Origin of the sequence: Dactylosporangium cerinum (assembly GCF_042653625.1) — a bacterium.
Classification (GTDB): domain Bacteria; phylum Actinomycetota; class Actinomycetes; order Mycobacteriales; family Micromonosporaceae; genus Dactylosporangium; species Dactylosporangium cerinum.
Map to the genome: position 1 here is coordinate 141,688 of NZ_JBHSIU010000130.1, position 23,200 is coordinate 164,887.

The following is a 23,200-nucleotide window of genomic DNA, read 5'->3' on the forward strand; positions in this document are numbered from 1 at the left end:
GGGCGGAGATGGGCGGGGCATGACGGTCGAGCGGGCGTTCGAGGCGGTCACGGCGGTGGCGGGCCGGCAGGGCGGGCTGGTGACGGCCGCGCAGCTGGAACGTGCCGGCGTCGACCCCGCCACGCGCGCCGAGCTGTACCGCCGGATGCTGCTGAGCCGGGTCGACTGGGACGTGTTCGAGGTCCGCGGCAGCCCGACCCCGCCGATCGACGCACATCCCTACGCGGCGTGGCTGGCGCTGCGCCCGGCCGTCTTCGCCTGGGAACGCCCCGGCGCCGGCGGCGAGGTGACCGCCGACGCGGTGCTGTCGCACGAGGCCGCGGCCCGGGCGTGGCGGCTCGGTGCGCCGAGTCTCGGCCGGGTCAGCTTCATCGCACCGGAGCCGCTGCCCGCGCCGCGCGCGACCCGGGTGCTGGTCGAGACGCTGCGCCCGGACGAGGTGACCGTCCGTGGCAGGCTCCCGGTCACCGTCGCGCACCGCACGGTCCTGGACCTCGTCCGCGGTCACATGGACCACCTGGAGCTGCGCCGGGTCATCACCGACGCGGTCCGGCTCGACCTGGTCGACCTCGCCGAGCTGCACCGGGATCTCGTGCCGCTCGCCGCCGAGCACTTCTTCTTCCCCACCGAGGGCCCGGAGTTCGCCCACTGGTTCCTGCCCGAGCTCGACGGCGCCGCCCTGTCGCCGCGCAACGCCCGCGCACTCGCGGCGCTGCTGCGCCCCGGCAGCCCCGGCAGCCCTGACGGCCCCGCAGGGTGATCTGACGTGCAGGAGCGCTACGAACGGGTGTACTCCGCGGCGGCGCGGATGCTGACCGAGCACGCCCCGGCAGCCGGCCGTGCGCACTGGCCGCAGGAGCGCCGCAGGCGCTGGTCGGAGCTGGAGATGCTGCTGACCGCACTGCCGCGCACGACGCTGCCGGGCACCGCCGACCCGGCCTGGCAGCTGGCGTCCACAGTGGACGAGGACGGCCGCCCGGTCGGGATCGCGGACGCGGTCCGGGCGTGGGAGCAGCGGATCACCGCGGCGGCGCCGCCCGCCCCGGGCACGGTCGTGGCGATGCCGGGGCTGTGGCACACGCTCGCCGGAGGGCTGCTGCGTGAGCTCACCGGCCGCCTCGCCCCTGGCCGGCCGGCCGTGACGGTCGGTGCTGCCGGAGGTGAGCTGAGCGCTGTCGCGGCACAGTTCGCCGCCGCGTTGCGCACCGCGGTCAGCGGCGCCCCGCACCCACCCCGGCCGCGCCCGTCGCTGCGCGGACCGCAGCCGCTCGCGGCCGGCCTGCCGATGCCGGCTGCCGCCGATCGCCTCGAAGCGGCCGCGCGGCTCGCCGCGGCGGCCACACCGAGCCCGCGGGAGCTGGCCGGCGGCACCGACTTCAGCGTCCGGTTCGACGCGGCGGACGCGGCCGCGCAGCTGCTCGGTGGCCTCTACCGCAGCGCCGGCCCGGACTGGCGGGAACGCGCCGAAGGGCTGCGCCCGGCCGAGCATCTGGTGTCGTTCGTCCGCTTCGACGGTGACGTCCCGCGCCCCGTCGGCCTCGCCGAGCACGCCGCCGGCATCCGGGACCACCTGCGGGACCTGCGCGGGCCGTGGCGGCCGGGCCCGGACGACCCGGTGCCGCGGTGGTCGCCGCAGCGGGCCTGGGTGGTGCTGCCGGACGTGGTGGCGACCGTCACCGCGGACCTGCTCGACGAGCTGGCAGTGCGGCTGCGGCCGGGCCGCCAGGTCGGCACCGTGCGGTTCGACACCGAACCGCTGGGGCAGTTCATGCAGCGGCGCCTGCTGGACGCCGCGATCCGTGACTGGACGGAGGACGACTGGTGACGATCGGTGCTGACCGGCTCGTCGAGTTCGCCAGGCGGCACGTGCTGCGCGACGACGAGACGATCGAGTGGATGAAGGCCGTCGGCGACGGCACCGACACGCCGGTCGTGGCCCTGTCGACGGCGGAGCGCGGGCTGTCGGTGCGGGTCGTGCGCGGGCTGCTGCAGGCCGAGCGGGCGTCCTTCGTCGCGGCGGTCGTCGCCGTCACCCGCGAGGACGAGGACTTCGACGGCCCGCCGCCGCGGGAGTATCTGCTCATGCGGCACGACGGCACCGCGGTCCGCCTCGCCGACGCCGGTGCGGTCGCCGCGCTGGGGGAGCGGGTGCGCTCCGGTGACCTGCCGCCGGCGGCGTATGCGGAGCTGCTCGTGCACGGGCAGTGGCCGGGCAGCTGGGCGAAGGAGGTCGTCGGCGACCCGGTCGCGTGGCGCCGCAGATATCCGGCCGGTGCGCCGCTGCCGGACGTCGAACCGCTGTCGGTGCGACTGACCGGCGGCACGATGACGCTGACGTTCGCCGCGGCCCGGCAGGTGCCGGACCTGTCCGGGCGGTTCACGCTGGACGTGTCGGCGTGGTCGGTGTCGGTGCCTCCCGACGCCCCGGCCACCTGGCAGGTGCGGACCGTCGCCGAGTCCGTGCCGGTCTAGAGGCCGGTCTAGAGGGAGGTTGCGTTGCTGGTCGCGCGGTCGGTGACCGAGTGCCATCTGTACATGGCCCTGCACCCGTGTGAGGGTTGCGGCGAGTGGGACTTCCCGTGGTCGCGGCACGACCGCGGGCCTGGTCCGCGGTCGGCCTACGAAGGGCCCTGCCCGTCGTGCGGCGCGTCCCGCCGGTTCGAGTTCGTGATCGCGCCGGATGCGGTGCCGCCGCCGGCCTACGGGGGACCAGAGCCGTCCCGGATCATCGACCCGGGCGAGTTCCTGGCGATGAGCGAACGGGCGGCCCGGCACGCGGCCGTCCCTGCGGACGCGTCCGGGCCTCGCCGCGAAGACGCGCGCACCGCCGCCTCCGACGCGCTCGCCGCCGTGGAGGAGGTGCTGAAGTTCGTGCCGCCGGACGCGTCCGCGGTGCCGGCTTCGGCGTTCACGTCGGAGCCGGGACGGGCCTGGTACGCCGCGGATCCGGCCGCCTTCACCCGCGAACGCCTGCAGGCGCGCATCGAGGCGTGCCGGCAGGCGCTGCTGGCCCTGACGGCCTGACCGCCCGATTGTGCGGTCAGCGGGTGGCGAAGCCGTCGGAGAGCTCCCGGTATGTCCGCTGGACCGCTTCGAGCCGGATCTTGCGGAACCTGCCCGGCTCGGCGTCGTACACCGACCGCCCGCGCTCGGTCCACAGCGCGTGGACGGGGACGGCGTCGGCGCCCGGCGGGACGAACTTGATCGCCTCGCCGACGGCGGCGGCCGCGATCCGCAGGTCGATCAACGCCTGCCGGCGCTGCTCGACGGCCATCGCCTCGTCCGGCTCGGCGGGCGTGTTGCGGATGATGAGGTCGGCCACCCACAGCCACTCACCCGCGTCGATGATCTCCGACGCGCCGCCGTCAACGCCGAAGGCCGGCTCCTCCTCGTCGGGGAGCGTCACCTGCTCCGGCAGGCGGAACGTGAACTCCCGCTCGGTGCCGCAGCGCGGGCACGGCCCCGCATATCGGCTGGCGAGGTCGTCACCGACGACCACGACGGAGCTCGGCGGGGTGAAGCGGGTCTCGCCGCACGTCTCACACGGGTGCAACTCGATGAACAGGTGTGCCTCGACGTTCGTGCGTGCCAGTCGCAGGACCATGCCGACGACCTTACCCACGCTACGCTTGCCCACGGCAGTCGACGGGCGGACGCGAGGCAGACGATGGTCACTGGTGCGGTGTTGCTGGATCTCCTGAGACGGTTCGTGTTCTTCGACGACGAGACCGTCGTGTGGAGCAAGGACTACGCGCCGCATCCCGCACTCGCCGTCGAGACCAGCGACCGGCTGTTCAACGTCCGGGTCGTGCCCGACCTGCTGCGCGTCGGTGCGGCACCGTGGGTCGAAGCGCTCGTCGTGGCGATCCGCGAGGACCAGGAGGTCGAGGGCCCGGCGCCGCAGGACGTCTTCCTGCTGCGCACCGACGGCGAGGCCCTGCACCTGCGTGACCCGGGCACCGTCGCCGCGCTCGGTGCGCTCGTCGTCACCGGCGACCTCGACCCGGTGGCGTATGCGGAGGTGCTCGCCTCGTGCCAGTGGCCGGGCGGCTGGTTCAAACAGGTCGTGACCGATCCGGCCGCGTGGCGCGGCGAGCATCCGCCGGAGGCGGACCTGCCGCAGGTGGAAGCGCCGCAGGTGCAGGACACGGATGACGCGACGCGGCTGACGTTCTTCGCGTCCCGGCAGACCACCGAGGTCGTCGGTGGCAGGCCGGTGCTCGACGTGAGCCGGTGGACCGTCCGGATCCCGAAGACTCCCCACGGCGCGCCCGCGGCGTGGGACTGTGCGGCGGTGGCCGACGCCGTGCCGCTGGCGCCGCCGTGGTGACGAACGGAGACGCCATGGGGCAGTTCGTCCTCGCCGGGGAGGCCGGCGGTGAACGCCTGGACGATCCGGGCCGCCGCCAGCGGTATCTGCGGTATCTGCGCGCCGGTGCGCCCGTCGGCGGCGGCTACCGCACCGACGGCCATTGGATCTGGGCACCGGCCCTGGCCGAGCGGCTGGAGCGCGAGCACCTGCTGCCCGAGCCGCCGTTCGCCGGGCACATCCTGCGCTACGGGTTCATGTGCCCGCCGGTCACCACGGCGACGGCCGATCAGGCCAGGGCCGCCCTGGCGCAGCTGCTGCGAGGCTGACGGGTCAGCGGGATGCTGACGGCGCGGGCGAGCCGGGCTTCGGTGTCGTGACGGTGCCGGTGAGCTTCGCCTCGCACCGCGGACTCAGCGAGTGCTGCTGGGCGACGATCGAGCCGTCGACCGACAGGATGCACTGCAGCTGCGGGATCTGCGCGCCGATCACGGTGTCGCCGTCCGGGGCGGCGTTGCCGCCGAGGACCACGATCGTGACGTCCGGATACACCACGTTGACCTGCTTCGTCCAGGTCGACTGCGGGGTTTCGACCGACACCGACGCGCCCCGATCGTCGGTGTAGGCGCCGACGATCTTCAATCCGGGGCCGCCGGAGTGGAACAGCTCGTAGGTCACCGTGTGGGTCACCTTCGCCGCAGGCGGGCTCCCCGCCGGTGTGCTGCAGCCGCTCAGTGCACCCGCCGCCACCAGCAGCACGGCGACCGGTGGTCCGACCCGTAGCATGCGTGAACTCCCCGTGGTAGCCGACGACCGACCGCGGTAGCTTAACCTCGATGCCTCCTGACGGGGAAGGAGCGGTCGATGATCGCCGGTGGCCGGCATGCGTTCCAGGTGCTGCACCCGGGCTCACCCATGCTGCGGGTGCGCTACCGGGCGGGGATCGTCGTGGACGCGCACGGATTCCCCGACTGGGTCCCGTATGCGCGGGCCGTCGTGCAGCTGCCACCGGTCCGTGACGACCTCGGCGCCCATGCCAACCGTGTCGTGGACGTGCTCGCCGCCAACCGTGTGGTCGCCGGCACCGACCCGCTCCATGAGGACGCCCCGGCCGGCGGTGGACCGGCCGGCTGGACATGGGCGCACCTGCCGGTCGTCACACCCGGCGCGCCGCGGCGGGCCGCGCTGGTGCCGATCGAGCTGCACGGCGCGCACCGGCACCTCGGCGGCGTGAGCACCGCCCGCACCGCCCGGACCCGCGGCTATCTCGGCGAGCCGGGCCGGTGGCCGGTGCCGAGCCGGGTCGAGGCGACCGTCGCCGAGGACGCGCTCACGAAGGTGGAGGAGCACCTCGGCCGTGCGTTGCCGGCGGACTACCGTCAGTATCTGCGCGACAGCAACGGCGGCGGCCCGCACGTCGCGGTCGTGCACGTCGGTCTCGGGTTCGTCGCCGACCAGCCGATGTTCGGCGTGGCCCGGCCCGACGCGCTGCAGGACCTGCTCTACGCCAACGCCTGGTTCGGTGACCGGTTCACCGCCGACTACGTCGCGGCCGGCTACGTCCAGGGCGGGCTGATCGCGGTGAAGGTGCGCGGCGAGGCAACCGGCTCCGTGTGGTGGTTCGACGACGACGACCCGCGGGCCAAGGACGACGACACCGCCGAAGACGTGTGCGAGCGGCTGCTGCACCACTGCGCCGACGACTTCAAGGTTTTCTGGCAGATGCTGTGCGAGCCGCCGGAGCCGCTGCGGGCAGCGGCCGCGGCTGCCGACGTGATACAGCTGCACCCGGACCGGATGGGCGCGGCGCTGCCGGCCGCGAAACGCCCCACCGGCCCGCAACCGGCGAGCGGAGGAGCGACCCGATGACCGACCCCGCCCCCGACCAGCAGCCTCCGCAGTGGGAGCCGGCGAACGAGACCGAGCGCGCCCTCGCCGAGGCCCTCGCCGACGGCGACCAGCAGGCGTTCTTCGGCATCATCGCCTCCGCCGAGCTCTACCTGCCGCAGGTCGGCCAGGACGAGACCGAGGAGCAGACGTTCATCACCGCGGAGCTGTTCGGTCAGACCGTCCTGGTGGTCTACACGTCGCTGGAAGGACTGACGGCCTCGGTCGCCGGGGTCGCCGACGCATACTCGGTCACCACCTACCAGGAGCTGCTCGAGCGGTGGCCGCAGCCGGATTGGCGGCTGGCGGTCAACCCGGGCTATCCGATCGACGCGTATCTGCCCGTGGAGGCGGTCGGGGCGGCGGCGGAGGGCGACGTCAAGCTGCCGACCGCCGCCCAGGTCATCGTCGCCGGGTTCGCCGAGGACGAGCAGGCCACGCAGGTCTTCGACACCGACACGGTCCTGCGTGACGCCGCCGAGCGCAACGATCCCGGCACCTACATCGACACCCTGCTCGACTCGACCGTCGTCGTGCCGACCGCGCACGCCGTCGAGGACCCCGAGCAGCTGCTCGACCAGCAGGACTGGTGGCGTCCCGCCGGGACGGAGCAGGAGCCGGTCCTGGAGGTCTTCACGTCGGAGGAGGCGTTCTTCGCGGCGTTCCCGATGGCCCGCACCGATTCCGCGACCGGCCGGGTGCACAGCGTGACGATGCCGTTCGTGCTGCTGCTCGGCGTGTGGCCGGAGGGCACCGCCCTGGCCGTCAACCCGCGCACCGACTTCGGGATCGAGCTGCCGGCGCAGGACGTGCAGGCGCTGCTGCTGTGGGAGCCTGAGGACCCCGCCGCGGGCACGACGACCACCACGGACGAGCGCGATGAGGTGTGGGTGCACGGTGGTCTATAGGATTGGCCGCGCTGGTCAGACTGGGGAGGCAGGCACGTGACGTCCGTCATCATCAAGCGTCCGCCGCGGCGTGCCGCGCCGCCGCTACCGACCGGGGACGTGCTGCTCGACCCGCCGCCGGAGGTGCCGAACGCGGCCGGCAAGACGTGGACCCGGATGCTGATGATCCTGCCGATGGCGGCCGGCGCCGTGGCGATGGGTCTCATGATGGGCGCCAGCGGCCGCTCGGGCCCGCTCGTCTACGTCGCCGGCGGTATGTACGGCGTCTCGATCCTCGGCATGATCGCCATGATGGCCACGCAGACCAACGGGCCGGGCAAGAAGGAGATGATCGAGGCCCGCCGGCAGTACATGCGGCGCCTCAGCCAGCTGCGCGCCCAGCTGCGCGACACGATCAAGAAGCAGCGCGAGGCCATCTACTACCGCCACCCCGACCCGTCGGTGCTGTGGTCGCTGGTCACCGGCGCCCGGCTGTGGGAACGCCGCCGTGGCGACGCCGACTTCAGCGTCGCCCGGATCGGCCTCGGCGCCCAGGAGGTCGCCACCCCGCTCATCCCGCCGCAGACCCGCCCCGTCGACGAGCTCGAGCCGTTGTGCGCGATGGCGCTGCGCAAGTTCGTCGGGACCTACACCGTCGTGCCCGACCTGCCGGTCGCGATCGCGCTGCGGGACTTCTCCCACGTCTACATCCGCGGCACCGACGAGCAGACCGTCCGTGACCTCGTCCGCGCGCTGCTGGCCCAGATGGTGACGTTCCACTCGCCCGACGACCTGCTGATCGGTGTCGCCGTCGCCGACGCGCAGGCACCGCAGTGGTCGTGGGTGAAGTGGCTGCCGCACGCCGCCCACCCCACCAAGGTCGACGCGGTCGGTGCGGTGCGGCTCTTCACGCCCGGCGTCACCGGCCTGGAGGCCATGCTCGACGACGTCCTGGCCAACCGGCCCCGCTTCGACCCCGCCGTCGCGCAGAACTTCGCCGGCCCGCACACCGTCGTCGTCATCGACGGCGGCTCCACCGCCGGGTCCGACCACCTCATGACCGACGGCGGTGTCGCCGGCGTCACCATCATCGACCTGTCCAACCCGCCGCCGCGGCTGCTCGACGACACGACCGTCGTGCTGGACATCGCGGCGGACGGCGCCGTCTCCGGCACCACCATGGACGGCACCATCCAGATCGGCAAGGCCGACAGGCTGCACCCCGGGGAGGCCGAGGTGCTCGCGCGGGAGCTCGCACCGCTGCGGCTGTCGGCGGCCTCCTTCGCCGAGTCGACCTCCGTCACCGTCGACCTCGGCCTCGCCGAGCTGCTCGAGCTCGGCGACCCGGCCGAGTTCGACCTCGCACAGGCGTGGGCCAGCCGGCCCAACCGCGACCGGCTGCGCGTGCCGATCGGCATGGGCGCCGACAACCGCCCGATCGAGCTCGACATCAAGGAGTCCGCGCAGGACGGCATGGGCCCGCACGGCCTGCTCGTCGGCGCCACCGGCTCCGGCAAGAGCGAGCTGCTGCGCACCCTCGTGCTCGCCCTGGCCGTCAAGCACAACCCGGAGATCCTCAACTTCGTCCTCGTCGACTTCAAGGGCGGCGCGACGTTCACCGCGCTGGACCGCCTGCCGCACACCAGCGCCGTCATCACCAACCTCGCCGACGAGCTGTCACTCGTCGACCGCATGCTCGGCGCGATCCAGGGCGAGCTCGTGCGCCGCCAGGAGCTGCTGCGCAAGGCCGGCAACTACGCGTCGCAGCGTGACTACGAGCGGGCACGTGCCGCCGGGGTCCCGCTGGGGCCGCTGCCGAGCCTGCTCATCATCGTCGACGAGTTCAGCGAGCTGCTGACCGCCAGGCCCGACTTCATCGACATGTTCGTGCAGATCGGGCGGGTCGGCCGGTCCCTCGGCGTGCACCTGCTCCTCGCCTCGCAGCGCCTCGAGGAGGGCCGCCTGCGCGGCCTGGAGACGCACCTGTCCTACCGGCTCGGCCTGCGGACGTTCTCCTCGATGGAGAGCCGCACCGTCCTCGGTGTCCCCGACGCCTACGAGCTGCCGCGCTCACCCGGCCACGGCTACCTGAAGGCCGGCACGGAGGGGCTGATCCGGTTCAAGGCGGCGTATGTGTCGGGGGCCTACCGGCGCGACGGAGCCCTGCCGACGGTCGGCGGGAGGACCGTCGACGCCGTCCGCGACTTCACCACCGCCTACGTCACGCCGCCGCGTGGGACCGAGCAGGCCGACGAGGCACCGGAGCCGGAGGAGACCCACGTCGGGGAGACCCTCCTCGACGTCCTCGTGCGGCGGATGGAGGGCCAGGGCACGGCAGCGCACCAGGTGTGGCTGCCGCCGCTGGACGAGCCGCCGACCCTCGACCAGCTGCTGCCCCAGATCGTCCAGTCGCCCGAGCGCGGCCTGACCGTCGCCGACGCGTCGCTGCACGGCCGCCTGCACGGCGTCGCCGGCATCATCGACAAGCCCTACGAGCAGCTGCGCGACCCGATGTGGCTCGACCTGTCCGGCGCCGGCGGCAACGTCATGGTCGTCGGCGCCCCGGTCACCGGCAAGACCACGTTCCTGCGGACCCTCGTGAGCAGCCTCGCCCTGCTGCACACCCCGCGCGAGGTCCAGTTCTACGGCCTCGACTTCGGCGGCGGCGGCCTCAGCGCCCTCGCCGGCCTGCCGCATGTCGGCGGGATCGCCAACCGGCGCGACGTCAACACCGTGCGCCGGACCGTTGCGGAGGTCTACGGGCTGCTGCAGGCACGCGACGGGCTGTTCGCCAAGCTCGGCATGGACGGCATCGCCGCCTACCGGCGCAGCCAGCGCACCGGCGGCCCCGCGGCGGAGGACCCGTTCGGCGACGTGTTCCTCGTCGTCGACGGCTGGGCGACCCTCCGCGGCGAGTTCGAGGACCTCGAGCCGATGGTGTCGGAGATCGCCAACCGCGGCCTCGGCTACGGCATCCACATCCTCGCCTCGACCAACCGCTGGATGGACATCCGCACCGCGACCCGCGACATGTTCACCACGAAGGTCGAGCTGCGCCTCGGCGACCCCAGCGACTCGGCGATCAACCGCCGCGCCGCCGTCAACGTCCCCGAGCAGGCACCCGGCCACGGCCTCACCGCCGACGGCTTCCACTTCCTCACCGGCCTGCCCCGCATCGACGGCCAGCAGCAGGTCGACGACCTGTCCGACGCGGTCACCGAGTTCGTCAAGCACCTGCAGGCCTACTGGACCGCGGCACCCGCCCCGAAGGTGCGGCTGCTGCCCGACCAGCTGCCGTTCGAGTCGCTGCCGGCACCGATGCGCGGCCGCATCCCGATCGGTATCGCGGAGAACGACCTGCTGCCCGTCACCCTCGACTTCGACGCCGACCCGCACCTGCTGCTCTTCGGCGACCTCGAGTGCGGCAAGAGCGCCTTCCTGCGCGGCCTCGCCCGCAGCCTCACCCAGGCATACCAGCCGTCCGAGGCGCGCATCATGCTCGTCGACCTGCGCCGAAGCCTCCTCGGTGCGGTCAGCCCCGAGCACCTCCTCGGCTACGGCACCTCCCAGCAGGTCACCCTCGACCTCGTCAAGCAGGTCGTCACCGTCATGCGCGAACGGCTCCCCGGGCCGGAGGTCACCCCCGACCAGCTCCGCAACCGCAGCTGGTGGAAGGGGCCCGAGCTGTACATGCTGGTCGACGACTACGACCTCGTCGCCGGCGCCGCGGCCAACCCCCTGGCGCCGCTGCTCGAGTTCCTGCCCCAGGCCCGTGACATCGGCCTGCACCTCATCCTGACCCGCCGGATCGGTGGCGCCGGGCGGGCGATGTTCGACCCGATCATCACCCGCATCCGCGAGCTTGCCTCACCGGGCATCATGATGTCCGGCTCCCGGGAGGAGGGTCCGCTCTTCGGCAACATGCGGCCGCAGTTCCTGCCGCCCGGGCGGGGCTATCTGTTCACGCGGCGCGAGAGCGGCCGGCTCATCCAGATGCCGTGGACACCGCCCCCGCAATGACGACGATGTGGAGCGCATCCCTCATGTGGCTGCACCGGATCCTCGCCGTTGCACTGGTCGGCGTTGTGGCGGTGGTCGCGCCGTTCGCGGCACCCGCGGCGGCGGCCGAGTGCACCGATCCCGGGCAGGACATCACCACCGTGCCGTGGGCGCAGCAGAACCTCGGCGCGAGCGATGTCTGGGCCCTCACCCGCGGCGGCGGCATCACCGTCGCTGTCCTCGAATCCGGGGTCGACGCCGCCCACCCGCAGCTCAGCGGCCGGGTCGCCGCGGGGGTCGACGCGGTGGCCGGCACCGGGCCCGCCAACACCGACTGCGTCGGCACCGGCACACAGGTCGCCGGGGTCATCGCCGGCAAGGTGACCAACGGCATCGGCTTCACCGGTGTCGCCCCGCTCGCCCGCATCCTGCCGGTCCGCGTCGTCGCCGACCGGCAGACCGGCGGTGCCCAGGCGGCCCAGCTCGCCAAGGGCATCAACGCGGCCGTCGACGCCGGCGCCGACGTCATCGACGTGGCCGTGCCCACCTACACCGACGACCCGGCCGTCCGTGCCGCCGTGCAGAAGGCCCTCGGCAAGCAGATCGTGGTCGTCGCGGCCGTCGGTGACCTCGGCGGCGCCAACCAGCAGAACCCGACCCCCTACCCGGCCGCCTACGACGGTGTCATCGGCGTCGGCGCCGTCGACGAGCGCGGCATCCGGGTGGACAGCTCGCAGTTCGGCGAGTATGTCGACCTCGTCGCACCCGGCGGCAACATCCTCACGCTGCAGCGGGCCTCCGGTCTCACGGTCGTCAACGGCACGGGCGTGGCATCGGGATTCGTCAGCGCCGTCGTCGCTCTCGTGCGCGCCTTCGTCCCGCGGGCGGACGTCGCGGAGGTGACCCGCCGGCTCACCGGCACCGCCGTCCCCGCCGCAGGTGGCCCCGGCAGCCAGTTCTACGGCCACGGGATCGTCAATCCGGCAGGCGCCCTCAGCGACCAGGTCGTCGAGCAGCCGCCGGCGGTCATCGGCCCGGTCGACGGTCCGGCGCCTGCCCGCGCCTCCATCTGGGCCGGGAGCCGCCGCTGGGCCCTGATCGGCACGGCCGGCGCGCTCGGGCTCGCGGTCGTGATCGCGGTCCTTGCCGTCGCGTTGCCGCAGGGCCGCCGCCGGCGCTGGCGGGCGGAGCATCCGGCTCCGGCCCGGGTCCGCGACGAGCCGGAGGAGCCCGGGCCGCCGGCGATGCTCTTCGACTGACGGTCTCCTGGCTGATGACGATCAGCAGGCGGGACGCCGGCAGCACCGCAGCTGCTCGAGTCGCGTCGTCAGCAGTTCCGGGCCGGCATCTCCTCGCCGCGCTGCTTGCTGACGGCAAGGTCGCGCGACTGACACCATCACCCGTCGAGCGGATGACCGGGCGCGTCGACCTTGTCCTGGCCGGTGGCACGCTCGTCCAGCGCCCACCCGTCTCCCGGGAGGTTGATCAAGCGGCGGCGGACGAACCGGGTCAGCTGGTGGATGGCTTCGGGGATGGGGAGCCGGACGTGGACGGAGCCGGTGAGGACGGTGTGGCCGGTGCGGCCGGAGCGCCGGCCACCTGCGGCTGGAGCACTGCCGCCGGGTCGAGGACCGGACCGGCCGGAATGCGGGTCACCAGCGAGCTCGGCACGTCGGTCGCCTTCTCCGGCGGGTAGCCGAGCATCCGCAGGACCTCCGCCGACGGCACGGAGAAGCGCACGCCCATGTCGGTGATGATCGCGTAGGCACCCGAGGTGGCAGTCGCGGACGACAGGACGCGGACGACGGCGATCCGCCCCGCCGGGATCGAGACGCGGTCGGCGAGGGTGGTGCCGGCGGTCGAGCGGCCGATCGTGGGGACCCCGGCGTCGATGGAGGGGATCGTGCCACCGACGGTGATCTGCGGGGCGTTGCGCGGGTCGGTCGTGGTGGCGCAGACGAGGTCGCCGGGGGAGCCGGGCTGCAGGTCCAGCTTCGGCGGCTCGGACGGGGCCGCGGCGTCGTTTCCCTCGGGGGTGGTCAGGCGGGAGCTGCGCTTGGCCTTGTTGATGTCGCCGACGGAGACCTGTGCCGGGTCCTTGCCGGGGAACTGGGCGTCGATGATGTTCTTCTGCAGTTGGGTGATCGGGGCGATCCCGTCGTCGAAGACGAGGTAGTGCTGCGGGCCGGAGCCCGTCTGCACGACCAGCAGGTCGCCGATCTTGCGGCCGGTGACGCTCTTGCTGTCGGTGCCGCGGTTGTTGATGGTGATGGGGCTGATCGGCACACCCGCGGGAAGGGTGTTGATCCAGGCGGTGCCGACCGGGGCCGGGGTGACGACGGCACCGAACAGGGCCGGGATGACCGTCCGCGACTCCCACAGCTGGTGCCGGTGACCGTTGACGACGAGGTAGGTCAGGCCGGTCGTGACGTCCTTGATGAGCACGCCCTGGCCGTTTCCGCTGGCACGTGCACCGGCCGTCGCCTCACCCGCCATGAGGCTGACCGTTGCCGTCTGCCCGCCGGAGCTCGACGTGCCCGCCGTGGAGCAGACGGTCCACGGCAGCCCGACGGCCCTGCCGGCCGGGGGGAGCGAGTCGGGTGCGCCGGTGATGCCGATGGTGATGCCGCGCGGCACGGATCCCAGGGACTTCTGCGACACGCGGAACAGCTGCGATGCGCCCCGCCCGGAGGCCAGCAACGCGGAGGTGAAGTTGAGCGTCGGGTGGAGCCGGCCGTCCATGAAGACGAACGTCGCGCCGGTCTCGCGCTCGATGACGATCGATCCGTCGGCCTTCCAGGCGGTGCCGCCGACCTTCGTGAGGATGCCGTAGACGCCGAAGCCGGCACCGACGAGGACGGCGACCATGATGCCGGCGAAGACGGCGCCGATGCCGCGCCGCAGCGGCGACTGGGCCGGGTCGGTCTCGCGCATGACGAACGCGGACAGGACCCGCTGGGTCATGAACTGGTAGGACTGCAGCTGGTCCCGGCGGGTAGCCATGTCAGCTGCCGAACGAGGCGAACAGCGCCTGGATCGATCCGTAGACGCCGATCACGCCGCAGGCGAGGGGGATCAGCGCGATGATCGCGACGACGTCGGTGATGTCGGCGATGCGGCCGATGTACGGCGTCGGTGGCCGTCTGCTGTAGATCAGCCCGGCGGCGACGATCGCACCCCCGACGATCAGCAGCGCCGGGAGGACCACCAGGCGCCCGCCACCGGGGTCGGTGCGCAGGACGAGGCCGAGCAGCAGCACCGCGACGCCGAACGCACCGCCGGCGAGCAGCGGGACCCGCTGCCGGGCGGCCGGGAAGAGCCTGGCCCGCAGCAGCAGTGCCGCGGACGCGCTGGCGGCCAGCAGGATGCTCGTGGTGCGGCCGTCGATGCCGAGCATGACGATGGTCACGGCACCGACGACGGCGGCGGCCAGCAGCATGCCGGTGAGCAGCTCGGTGGCGCGGGCGACAGCGGCGAACACCCCGGCCCGCTTCGGCACCGGCTGGTCGACGAGGATGTCCTCCGGCCTGTTCGGCAGGGCCGGCAAGGGCAGCTTGCCGAGCCAGCTCGCGATCAGCGGATAGCCGGGCAGCAGGCCGATGACGAAGGTCAGGGCGAAGGCGGCGGACCCGGCCGCCGGCATCCCGGCCAGCACGAGCAGCCCCGTGATGATCCCGACGATGCCGACCTCGAGCCCGGCCATGAACAGCCACCGCACGGCGGCCGTGCCGACGTATCCGAGCACGCTGACCGCCAGCAGCGCCGCCGACCCGAGCAGCACGCTGGTCGCGCCGAGCCCGGTGACGCCGATGCCGTCGGGCACGACGGCGAGGGCGCCGGCGGCGAACGCGTAGGGCAGGGCGGCGCCGGCGACGGCACCACCGGCGGGTGCGTCGCCGAAGGCGCGGGCGACGACAAGCCCGGCGAGGGCCAGCACGAGCGCGATCCCGCCGGCGACGGCCGCCGGGATCGTCCACGGCGGGCCGGACAGGGCGATCGCGAGGACGCCGAGTGTGAACGTGACGACGCCGAACGTGATCCCCCCGCGGCGGGTGGCGGGACCGCTCCACGACCTGCCGGTGCGCCGCGCGCCGTTGGCGATGACCTCGACGACGTCGTCGTAGGCGAGCTCCGGCCAGTCGGTGCGCCCCGGCACGAGGTGCAGGATCTCGCCGTCTCGGACCCCCTGCACGGTCAGGTTGCGGGCCGGCTCGACGAGCGCGCCGGTGGCCCGGCGCAGCACCCAGCCGGAGTTGTGGTCGGTGTCGCCCATGTCCTCACCCGCGTGGCGCAGCAGGTGCGGCAGGAGCTCCGCGACGATGGCGTTGTCGGGCAGTGCGACGTCGATGCGCCGTTTCGGGGTGGCGACGGTCACTCGGGCCAGCCCGATGCCGATCCGGGGCGTCACGGCGATCTCCTCACTGCGTCATGGCTGCACAGACGGCGACGACGGCAAACAACGTAACAGAACGCCTGGAAGCGCAACGTCCTCATCGCCATGCGTTGCCCATGGTCTGACGCTCCGTCGACGTGGGGTGCAGCCACAGGTACCGGTTGGCACCGCCGCCGATGAGCGCGAGCATCTCGTTCTCCAGCATCTGCAGCCGCTGCACGCTCTGCGGGTCCAGCTGCAACGCCGTCCCGGCGACCGCGGCCTCGGTGGCGTGCAACCGTTGCAGGACCACGAGATCGCACGACCGCACCGCGGGCGCGCCGGGCTCCTCGAGGCGCCGCAGGACGGTCAGCTGCGTCTGCCACGGCCCGGCCGCCGGTGGGCTCGACGGGCCGGTGGTGCCGAGGTCGTGCACGACGAGGACGGGCCGGCGGGCGGTCGCGGTGATGGTGGCCGGCTGCTCACCGTGCAGGACCGCGACCCGGTCGGCGCGGCCGACGGCCCGATCGCCGAAGCCGTGCCACGCGGTCGGGTCGACCGTCATCACGACGATCTGCGAGCCGAGCGCCAGGGCCCGGAACGCGAGCATCTGCGCCGCCCACACCCCGCCGACGAGCGTGACGCGGGTCGGCTCGGGCCGGAACAGCCGGATCGGGACCGGCTGCTGGGCGTGGTCTGCGCCGAGGACGAGCCCGGTGCCGGCCGACCTGACGCCCATCGTGTTGAGCGCGGTCAGCGACGCGGTGTGCCAGCCGATGCGCAGCCCCGGCTGTCTGCCGCCGGGAGCGGCGTCGCGTTCGTCGTCACGGTTGCCGTAGACGGTGCCGCCGGGCGGGCCGGACGGTGGCACCGGGGCGGCGGCGACGAGCCCGGCGACCCGCTGGGTCTGCGCCGACGCCTCGACCTCCGCCTCGGCGGCTGCATGGGCTTCGGTGGCGCGCCCGGTATCGGGCTGGACCTGCGTGCCGGGTGCCGCCTGCGGCCCGGCGACCCGCACGTGGGGCGCCTGCCCGGCCGGCTGTCCCTGGGCAGGCCCGGGAGCCGGTGCGGGCGCGCCGAGGACACCGCGCTGCTGAACCGGTTCGATGGGGCGGGTCATCGGGGCCCTCCGCCCGTCGGTGCGGTCGCATAGGTGGCAGGACCCTGCTCGCCGTCGAGCGGGAGAAGGTGTGCGCCGTCGGTGCCGCCTTCGAGGACCCGGCAGACGGCGGCGATCGTCTCGGCGGGTGCCGCGACACGCACCAGACACCTGACGTCGACCTGGGCGTCGGTGGCGGCATTGGGGACGATGACGAACGCCACGCTGGTGAACGAGCCGGGCACGGCGGCAAGCCGGTCACCGAGGGCGCCGACGGCTCCGTCCTGGTTGATCGAGGGCCAGTCCTGCACCCAGTAGGACCGGTGGGCAAGGCCTGCGGAGTGCCACGCGTCCCACGTCTCCCGCGGCTGGGGCGGCGGCGTCGCGTCGTCGGTGCGCTGCAGGTCGCAGGAGCGCTCCAGGGCCGTCAGGACCCCGCCACGGTCGAGGATCCGCACGTTGACCCCGGCCGTGCGCAGGGTCCGCGCGACCTTGCGGAGCATCGCCGCGACGACGTCGACGGCGTTCTCGGCGCTCTCCGCGCCGGCTTCGGCGAGGGCCCGCGCGTCGAGGCGGACGGCGACCCAGGTGACCCGGTCGGCCGGGATCGGGGCGGCACCGAAGCGCTGGACCAGCTCCCGGTAGGAGTGTGCGGCCGGCAGCGCCTGCTGCAGGTCGAAGCCGAGGGTGTGGGTGACCACCTGCAGGGCGGAGCCGGGCTGGTCGGTGCCGGTGAGCGTGGTGACGAGCGACTCCAGCGGCAGGTGCCCGGACGGCCCGTCGGCCATCGCGGCCGTCGGCGTGACCTCCGCCACTGCGAACCAGCCGGCGTCGTCGCGGGCCACCCCGATCACGGAGTCGTCGGACACCGCCACGTCCTGGATGGTCAGCCGCGGCGCGAGCGTGCGCAGCGGGGCGAGCCGCTGGTCGGTGACGGGCCCGGCGGGGCGCCGCTTCGCGCGGCGGTTGAAGTGCCACGCGAGGACCCGGCGCTCCAGCCACCAGCGGCTCTTCTGCCGGCCGAGGGCCACGACGGCGATGAGCAGCCCGGCGAGCGCGACCGGCACGATGACCAGGACACCCTGGTCGAGCACGGCGAGCAGGCCGAGTATCGCCGCCTCGACGGCGACGACCTGCAGCACGTGGACCGGCCCGAGATGGCTGGGCTGCCGCCGCGGGGCAAGGGTCGCCGGGGACGGGTCGGATGCGGGTCCGACACCGACACGGGCCGAAGCCCGGACCGGCCCTTGGGCGTCGGTCGTCACCTGCCGCTACCTCCTGCCGCTGTCAGCCGCAGCGCCGCCGCGGGAACTCCGGTCGATCCAATCATATGGACGTCGCCCTCGCGGTCCGGTGCTCGCTAGACTGGCGCCGCCCCGGCCCGGCGGACGGTGGCGCACCCACGGGGAAGGAAACCGATCGTGCTCACTCGGCGTCAGCTGCTGCTCACCGGTCTTGCCGCGGGCGCCGTCTCGGTGGCGGGCTGTTCGTCGGAGGACGCGACGGCGGGCAACGGGCGCCCGCCGCGGGAGTTCGGCGTCGCATCCGACCCGTGGAAGGCCGCCGACTGGGCGAAGGCCGTCGGGGTGAAGCCGACGATGGTGATGGAGTTCGAGTCCTGGGAGCGCAACCGGGGCCTCGACACGCACTTCCAGGCAGCCCGCGACCAGAAGATGAAGTCCTACTCGGTGACGTGGGAGCCGTGGGCGAGCGTCGACGCCTCCCGGCCCGAGGAGGCCGCGGCGGTCCAGCCGAAGTTCAGCAACGCCGCGATCGCCGGCGGGCAGCTCGACGCGTACATCCGTACCTTCGCCACCTCGGTCAAGAAGTCCGGACTGACGGTGTACATCCGGTATGCGCATGAGATGAACGGCGACTGGTATCCGTGGAGCCACGACCCGGCCGCCTACGTCGCGGCGTGGAAGCACGTCGTCGAGGTGTTCCGTTCCGCCGGCGCCGGCAACGCGAAGTTCGTGTTCGCCCCGTCGCCCAACCTGTACCAGCGCCCGGAGCAGGACCAGGCGTGGCTGGCCAACGTGCAGAAGTACTGGCCCGGTCCGGACCACGTCGACTACGTCGGCACGACGATGATCAGCATGGGGAACAAGAAGTCGTACCAGGTGAAGGCGTTCGTGCCGCGGCTGGAGATGCTGCACACCACGTTCGCCAAGGACGCCATCCTCGCCGAGGTCAACGCGGCCGCGGATGATCGGGTCAAGTTCTTCACCGACCTGCGCACCTGGCTCGGCACCCCCGACGTCGACTGGATCCGCGCGGTGACCCTGTCGCAGCTGCCGTCGCGCGCGCAGGCCGGCCTCGGCAGTACCGTCGGTGACCTGACCTGGCAGGTGACGACCGACGCCGAGGCCAAGCCGATCGTCAAGGCCCTCGTCGAGGACATCACCACGAAGCGATGAGCGGTCAGTGCGGCGGGGGAGCGGCCAGCTTGACCCCGGCCATGCCCTTGCGGACGGCCTCGGCGAGCGGCGGGTGGACGGTGAAGCGCCAGTCCGACGTGCCGCCCTCTTCCTTGCTGAAGTTGAACCAGATGAAGCCGACCATGTCCTGCCGACGGTTCATCCAGGCGAAGAAGTCCGCGATCCACTGCAGTTGGTGCGGGCCCTTCTCGACGGCTGTCTCGGTGATGATGAGCGGTTTCTGGCTGAACTTGCGCACCGCGGCGATCGTCGGCTCGAACACCGTCGCGGCCTTGCTCTCCTCGACCGCGTAGCCGACCATGCCGATCCAGTCGACGTAGGCGTCGCCCGGATACAACGGGTCGAGCTTCACACTCGGCACCGGCCGGATGATGTTGGGGCTCCACACCCAGATCACGTTGGTGGCGCCGACCGCGGCGAAGATGCCGTGGACGTGCCGCCACATCTCGGCGTACTCGCCCGGCTTGTTGCCGGACTGCTTCTCCGACCACGGATACCAGTTGCCGTTCATCTCGTGCGCGAGCCGGATCGCGACAGGCCACTTCTGGTCGCGCACGGAGGTCGCGAACCGTGTGATGTAGTCGTCGAACTTCCCGGAGATGATCTTCGACAGGGCGTAGTCGGTCTGGTTCGGCCCCGACTTCACCCCCGCCCACGGCTCCCACGAGATGACCGGCAGCGCACCCTGCTTGTAGGTCTGCGGGATCGAGTCGGCGCGCAGTTCCTGGGTCCACTTCACGAAGTACTGCACGACGGTCGGGTCGGCCCCGGCGGCCTTCGCCGCCGCACCGACCTCGGCCGAGGACCACGGCGCCTGCGGTGTGCTGATGCCGAACCGCAGCCCGGGGATCGCCAGGATCTCCTCGCGGGTCGGGGCCGGCTTCTGCGCCTGCCGCCGGTTCTCCTCCGCGACGGCCGCGTTGCCGCGGGACTGGGTGGAGTCCGGGTCCTTCGCCGCCGGGCTGAGGATCCACGCGGCCAGCCCGACCACGACGATCGTGTTGGCGGCCATCCAGATCCGGAACGACCGCGGCGTCTCCCGCGTGTGCCTAGGCACCGAGCAGCACCGACCCGCACAACATGATCACTCCAGCAATGTAGGGCAGCACCAGCATCGGGTTGCGCCGCCGTTCCCCGGCGAACCCGCCGGCCCGCGTCCCCCAGCCCGCGTTGTGCGCCATCCGGAAGAACCCGAGGACGCGGATCGGCATCAGGATGAACGTGTTGATGAGCATGAACACCGGCAGCGCGAAGACGTCGCCGGGGCTGTGGGCGAAGTGCCGGCCGAACCGCAGCGCCAGGGAGGCGAGCGTCATCACGACCGTCAGCCCGAGGATGATCGCGACCCGCTGCCATGACTCGTCCGGCAGCATCAGGGCCCCGTACAGCTGCGACTTCAACCCGGTCGCGAGGGCGATGCCCCAGCTGACGAAGCACCCGACCAGCACGAACGGCACGAGGATGTCCGACAGGTAGAGCACCGCGAGCACGGGCGCGTTGCGCAGCATCCACGGCAGCATGCGCAGGGTGTTGTACTGGGACCCGCGCGCCCACCGGTACTGCTGCTTGGTCAGCTTCGCCAGTTTCGTCGGCGCGTCCGTGAAGACCAGCGACGTCGACTGGTAGACGGTGCGGTAACCGGCCTGCAGCGTGTAGTTGGTCAGCGTCCGGTCGTCGCTGACCTCGAGGAACACCCCGAGGAACCGCTCGGTCAGGAACCTGTCCATGCAGTCGACGAGGATCGAGCGGCGGAACGCGATCGTGCGTCCCGGCAGGCACCCGACGGTGCCCAGGACGCTCATCGCCGGCATCGAGTACTCGTTGCGCACGTTCTCCAGCCAGTCGGCCCAGCGGGTCAGCACGGTGCGGCCGGGATCGAGGATCCGCTGCCGGGTCGTGACCCCGCCGACCCGCGGGTCACGGAACGGCTTCACCAGCTCGCGCAGGGTGTCGTTGGTCCAGACGGTGTCGGAGTCGACGAGGACGACGACGTCGCCGCTGGACATCCCGACGCCGACGGCGACCGCGTTGCGCTTGCCCGGCGTCTCCGTCCACACCCAGCGCACCCCGACGTCGCTGCAGATCTTCTCGAGGGTCTCGTTGCGCGGCCCGTTGATCACCACGATGATCTCCGTCGGCCGCTGTTCGCGGATCCGGCTGAGCACCTCGCGGAACAGGTCTTCCGGCTCGTCGACGACCGGGATGACGACCGAGGTGCTCACGTTGTAGGCGGCCTGCACGGGGCGGTACTGCCCGGCGAGCGTGACCCGTAGCAGCCACAGCAGCCACACCCACAGCATGAACACCGCGAACGGGTAGACCGCGCCGCTCTTGACGAACGCGTTGATCTGCAGCAGGAAGGCCAGCATGGTTACGCGGCCGGCTTGAGGGTGAACAGGGCGAGCGTCACGCCGGTCAGGTTCCAGGTCTGGGCCTGGGTGTACCGCACGCGCAGCGCACCGTCCTTGCCCGCCTCCAGGCCGGTCAGCGGCGAGTCGAAGGTGCCGACCCGCACCAGCCACACCCGGGGCGCCGCGCCGAGGCAGGCGTCGACGTCGGGGCACTCGGTGCTCCGCAGCGTCCCGTTGTCGCGGGCGACCGTCTTCATCAGGACGTCCTTCGGGCGGTGGTCCTGGGACAGGTAGCGCTCGACGATGTCACGCCCGGACTGCCCGTCGCCGGCGATCGGGCCGTAGACGATCGCATCGCCCGGTTTGCCCTGGGTGAACAGGACGTTGGCGAGCTCGTGGGAGGCCTGTCCGTGCCCGTCCTGCTGACGGATCGCGATCTGCTCCGGCAGGCCGATGAGCGCGACGACGACGGCCGCCGTCAGCCCGCGCACGATCAGGCCGCGGCTGAGGGTGATGGCGGCGAGGCCGGCCCAGCCGGCGACGGCGACGATCGTGATCTGGTCGGCGCCATAGGTGGTGAGGCGCACGAGCGGGAACAGCAGCACGAGCGGAATCAGGGCCCAGGCGGAGTACACGACGCCGGGCTTGCGTCCCGACAGCGCGAGCAGGCCGAGGCCGAGCACGACGCCGCCGGCGAGCACCGAGCCGAACGTGTCGTGGGCGAGGCCGGTGACCGACGGCCACGCACCGGGGTCGCCGTCACGCACCGGCGCACCGAACAGCACCATCAGCACGACCGCCGGTGCGGCCCCGGCCAGCGTCGCGAGCAGCCAGCCGAGGAAGACCTCACGCTTCATGGCCACGACGACGAACCCGTGGACTCCGACCAGCAGCAGCCCGGTCGTGTGGCTGACCCCGGTCAGGGCGACGGCGAGGGCATAGCCGACCAGCTGCCATGCCTTCGGCCGGTCGAGGTACTTGACCAGGGCGAGCGTGGCGAGGGCCGCCCCGAACAGGGTCAACGCCTGCGGACCCGCCTCCTGCGCGTAGCGGCTGGTGACCGGCAGCACCGCGACGAGCAGTCCGGACAGCACCCCGACCCGGGGGCCGCCGAGCCGGTTGCCGAGGATCGCGACCAGCGCGACCGCGGCGGCCATCGCGATCGCCGAGGGCATCCGCAGCGCGAAGTCGGTCCGGCCGAAGACGCTCGCCCAGCCCTTCAGCAGCACGAAGTAGGGTGCGTCGGCGGCGCCGACCTCGTCGAGCAGGTCGAACACGACCGCCTTGGGCGCCCGGGTGAACCCCCAGGCGGACAGTTCGCCGACCCGCATGCTGGCCCAGTTGAGCCGGATCAGTGCGACGGCGCCGGTGACGACCGCGGCCACGATCCAGGCGAGCGTGCCGAGGGCCCTCTCCCGGCCAAACGGCGAACCCTCCAGCGGCGACACGCCCCGGGCGGCAGGCCGGTCGGCATCCCACTGATTCTGCCGGGCCTGGTTCGCCGTTTCGATCAGGACCCGCTCGGGCACGACGACGGTGCTGTCGTCGAGGTCGACGTCGTCCATGGTGCCGTCCGGCACGGAACGCTGCCTCGGCATGATGAACGTCTGATCGTTGTCGGTCACGGAGCTCACAATGTTCTCGGGGTCAGGTCATGCCGACTGTTCGGCGCCGAAGGTGGCGATCCTAGCGAAGGTGGCGATCCTAGCGAACCTGTGCGTCTGTCGTGTTCCGCGGCAGATTCCATCACGGCACCGGCAGCAACACTGCCCCAGCATCGGTGCGAGCAGCGCCGCATACGGGGTCGTCATGTGGCTGTCGTCGCGGTAGACCACCATGTCACCGACGATGACGGGGC

General features: G+C 72.6%; 20 protein-coding genes. 11 read left to right on the top strand and 9 right to left on the bottom strand.

The window, feature by feature from the left end; translation table 11 throughout:
* The first annotated feature begins 19 nt into the window (after positions 1 to 19).
* From ACFPIJ_RS58775 to ACFPIJ_RS58790, 4 genes are read left to right on the top strand one after another with little or no spacing between them, the layout of a single operon-like run.
* A complete protein-coding gene (locus ACFPIJ_RS58775) occupies positions 20 to 760 on the top strand; it encodes a hypothetical protein (RefSeq protein ID WP_380128278.1) in 741 nt (246 codons plus the stop codon).
* Positions 761 to 766: 6 nt separating this feature from the next.
* Positions 767 to 1,825 (top strand): hypothetical protein, encoded by a 1,059-nt coding sequence (locus ACFPIJ_RS58780; RefSeq protein ID WP_380128279.1) that lies wholly within the window; start codon positions 767 to 769, stop codon positions 1,823 to 1,825.
* Positions 1,822 to 2,472: a hypothetical protein gene (locus ACFPIJ_RS58785; protein WP_380128280.1), complete on the top strand. Its 651-nt coding sequence runs from the start codon at positions 1,822 to 1,824 to the stop codon at positions 2,470 to 2,472. Before ACFPIJ_RS58780 ends, ACFPIJ_RS58785 begins: the two co-directional genes overlap by 4 nt.
* 24 nt (positions 2,473 to 2,496) lie before the next feature.
* Positions 2,497 to 3,024 carry a hypothetical protein gene (locus ACFPIJ_RS58790; RefSeq protein ID WP_380128281.1) on the top strand — a complete coding sequence of 176 codons (528 nt, stop codon included), beginning with the start codon at positions 2,497 to 2,499 and terminating at the stop codon, positions 3,022 to 3,024.
* 16 nt (positions 3,025 to 3,040) lie between these two features.
* Here the strand turns inward: ACFPIJ_RS58790 and ACFPIJ_RS58795 are convergent, their stop codons facing one another.
* The gene (locus tag ACFPIJ_RS58795; RefSeq protein WP_380128282.1) at positions 3,041 to 3,604 is read right to left on the bottom strand and encodes a hypothetical protein; all 564 of its coding nucleotides are present in this window, start codon (positions 3,602 to 3,604) and stop codon (positions 3,041 to 3,043) included.
* 81 nt (positions 3,605 to 3,685) lie between these two features.
* Between ACFPIJ_RS58795 and ACFPIJ_RS58800 the strand changes: the two genes are divergently transcribed.
* Positions 3,686 to 4,330 (top strand): hypothetical protein, encoded by a 645-nt coding sequence (locus ACFPIJ_RS58800; RefSeq protein ID WP_380128283.1) that lies wholly within the window; start codon positions 3,686 to 3,688, stop codon positions 4,328 to 4,330.
* 14 nt (positions 4,331 to 4,344) lie between these two features.
* Positions 4,345 to 4,638, top strand: coding sequence for a hypothetical protein (locus ACFPIJ_RS58805; RefSeq protein ID WP_380128284.1), 294 nt, complete (start codon positions 4,345 to 4,347; stop codon positions 4,636 to 4,638).
* Between the two features lie 4 nt (positions 4,639 to 4,642).
* Here ACFPIJ_RS58805 and ACFPIJ_RS58810 read toward each other — a convergent pair whose 3' ends face one another.
* Positions 4,643 to 5,095: a hypothetical protein gene (locus ACFPIJ_RS58810; RefSeq protein WP_380128285.1), complete on the bottom strand. Its 453-nt coding sequence runs from the start codon at positions 5,093 to 5,095 to the stop codon at positions 4,643 to 4,645.
* A gap of 78 nt (positions 5,096 to 5,173) precedes the next feature.
* On the opposite strand from ACFPIJ_RS58810, the gene ACFPIJ_RS58815 reads away from it, so the two are divergent.
* Genes ACFPIJ_RS58815 through ACFPIJ_RS58830 form a run of 4 tightly spaced genes read left to right on the top strand, consistent with a single transcriptional unit; the run spans position 5,174 to position 12,341 of the window.
* Positions 5,174 to 6,178 carry an HNH endonuclease gene (locus ACFPIJ_RS58815; protein WP_380128286.1) on the top strand — a complete coding sequence of 335 codons (1,005 nt, stop codon included), beginning with the start codon at positions 5,174 to 5,176 and terminating at the stop codon, positions 6,176 to 6,178.
* A complete protein-coding gene (locus ACFPIJ_RS58820; protein WP_380128287.1) occupies positions 6,175 to 7,104 on the top strand; it encodes an SseB family protein in 930 nt (309 codons plus the stop codon). The genes ACFPIJ_RS58815 and ACFPIJ_RS58820 overlap by 4 nt, the downstream gene beginning before the upstream one ends.
* A 36-nt stretch (positions 7,105 to 7,140) precedes the next feature.
* On the top strand, positions 7,141 to 11,103 hold the full coding sequence (gene eccCa / locus ACFPIJ_RS58825) for a type VII secretion protein EccCa (RefSeq protein ID WP_380128288.1): 3,963 nt from the start codon (positions 7,141 to 7,143) through the stop codon (positions 11,101 to 11,103).
* A 5-nt stretch (positions 11,104 to 11,108) separates the two neighbouring features.
* On the top strand, positions 11,109 to 12,341 hold the full coding sequence (locus tag ACFPIJ_RS58830; protein ID WP_380128289.1) for a S8 family serine peptidase: 1,233 nt from the start codon (positions 11,109 to 11,111) through the stop codon (positions 12,339 to 12,341).
* A 250-nt stretch (positions 12,342 to 12,591) separates the two neighbouring features.
* Here ACFPIJ_RS58830 and eccB read toward each other — a convergent pair whose 3' ends face one another.
* The 4 genes from eccB to ACFPIJ_RS58850 form a co-directional block, all read right to left on the bottom strand.
* Positions 12,592 to 14,085, bottom strand: a complete 1,494-nt coding sequence (gene eccB, locus ACFPIJ_RS58835; RefSeq protein WP_380128290.1) for a type VII secretion protein EccB — start codon at positions 14,083 to 14,085, stop codon at positions 12,592 to 12,594.
* A 1-nt stretch (position 14,086) separates the two neighbouring features.
* Positions 14,087 to 15,490 (bottom strand): type VII secretion integral membrane protein EccD, encoded by a 1,404-nt coding sequence (eccD, locus tag ACFPIJ_RS58840; protein ID WP_380128291.1) that lies wholly within the window; start codon positions 15,488 to 15,490, stop codon positions 14,087 to 14,089.
* 82 nt (positions 15,491 to 15,572) lie between these two features.
* Entirely contained in the window at positions 15,573 to 16,574 is a 1,002-nt protein-coding gene (locus ACFPIJ_RS58845) for a hypothetical protein (protein WP_380128292.1), read from the bottom strand.
* The gene (locus ACFPIJ_RS58850; protein WP_380128293.1) at positions 16,571 to 17,818 is read right to left on the bottom strand and encodes a type VII secretion protein EccE; all 1,248 of its coding nucleotides are present in this window, start codon (positions 17,816 to 17,818) and stop codon (positions 16,571 to 16,573) included. The genes ACFPIJ_RS58845 and ACFPIJ_RS58850 overlap by 4 nt, the downstream gene beginning before the upstream one ends.
* A 156-nt stretch (positions 17,819 to 17,974) precedes the next feature.
* Between ACFPIJ_RS58850 and ACFPIJ_RS58855 the strand changes: the two genes are divergently transcribed.
* Positions 17,975 to 18,970: a glycosyl hydrolase gene (locus ACFPIJ_RS58855; RefSeq protein ID WP_380128294.1), complete on the top strand. Its 996-nt coding sequence runs from the start codon at positions 17,975 to 17,977 to the stop codon at positions 18,968 to 18,970.
* 4 nt (positions 18,971 to 18,974) lie between these two features.
* Here the strand turns inward: ACFPIJ_RS58855 and ACFPIJ_RS58860 are convergent, their stop codons facing one another.
* The 3 genes from ACFPIJ_RS58860 to ACFPIJ_RS58870 are packed head-to-tail and all read right to left on the bottom strand — an operon-like array spanning position 18,975 to position 22,967.
* On the bottom strand, positions 18,975 to 20,048 hold the full coding sequence (locus tag ACFPIJ_RS58860) for a glycoside hydrolase family 26 protein (protein WP_380128295.1): 1,074 nt from the start codon (positions 20,046 to 20,048) through the stop codon (positions 18,975 to 18,977).
* Positions 20,041 to 21,360 (bottom strand): glycosyltransferase family 2 protein, encoded by a 1,320-nt coding sequence (locus ACFPIJ_RS58865; protein ID WP_380128296.1) that lies wholly within the window; start codon positions 21,358 to 21,360, stop codon positions 20,041 to 20,043. The genes ACFPIJ_RS58860 and ACFPIJ_RS58865 overlap by 8 nt, the downstream gene beginning before the upstream one ends.
* Before the next feature lie 2 nt (positions 21,361 to 21,362).
* The gene (locus ACFPIJ_RS58870) at positions 21,363 to 22,967 is read right to left on the bottom strand and encodes a glycosyltransferase family 39 protein (protein WP_380128297.1); all 1,605 of its coding nucleotides are present in this window, start codon (positions 22,965 to 22,967) and stop codon (positions 21,363 to 21,365) included.
* Between the last annotated feature and the right edge of the window lie 233 nt (positions 22,968 to 23,200).

Excerpts from the sequence above, each read along its gene's own strand:
- ACFPIJ_RS58810 (WP_380128285.1), bottom strand. The coding sequence starts at position 5,095 with ATGCTACGGGTCGGACCACCGGTCGCCGTGCTGCTGGTGGCGGCGGGT.
- eccB (WP_380128290.1), bottom strand. The coding sequence starts at position 14,085 with ATGGCTACCCGCCGGGACCAGCTGCAGTCCTACCAGTTCATGACCCAG.
- ACFPIJ_RS58815 (WP_380128286.1), top strand. The coding sequence starts at position 5,174 with ATGATCGCCGGTGGCCGGCATGCGTTCCAGGTGCTGCACCCGGGCTCA.
- ACFPIJ_RS58820 (WP_380128287.1), top strand. The coding sequence starts at position 6,175 with ATGACCGACCCCGCCCCCGACCAGCAGCCTCCGCAGTGGGAGCCGGCG.
- ACFPIJ_RS58795 (WP_380128282.1), bottom strand. The coding sequence starts at position 3,604 with ATGGTCCTGCGACTGGCACGCACGAACGTCGAGGCACACCTGTTCATC.
- ACFPIJ_RS58845 (WP_380128292.1), bottom strand. The coding sequence starts at position 16,574 with ATGACCCGCCCCATCGAACCGGTTCAGCAGCGCGGTGTCCTCGGCGCG.
- ACFPIJ_RS58775 (WP_380128278.1), top strand. The coding sequence starts at position 20 with ATGACGGTCGAGCGGGCGTTCGAGGCGGTCACGGCGGTGGCGGGCCGG.
- ACFPIJ_RS58865 (WP_380128296.1), bottom strand. The coding sequence starts at position 21,360 with ATGCTGGCCTTCCTGCTGCAGATCAACGCGTTCGTCAAGAGCGGCGCG.
- ACFPIJ_RS58830 (WP_380128289.1), top strand. The coding sequence starts at position 11,109 with ATGTGGAGCGCATCCCTCATGTGGCTGCACCGGATCCTCGCCGTTGCA.
- ACFPIJ_RS58805 (WP_380128284.1), top strand. The coding sequence starts at position 4,345 with ATGGGGCAGTTCGTCCTCGCCGGGGAGGCCGGCGGTGAACGCCTGGAC.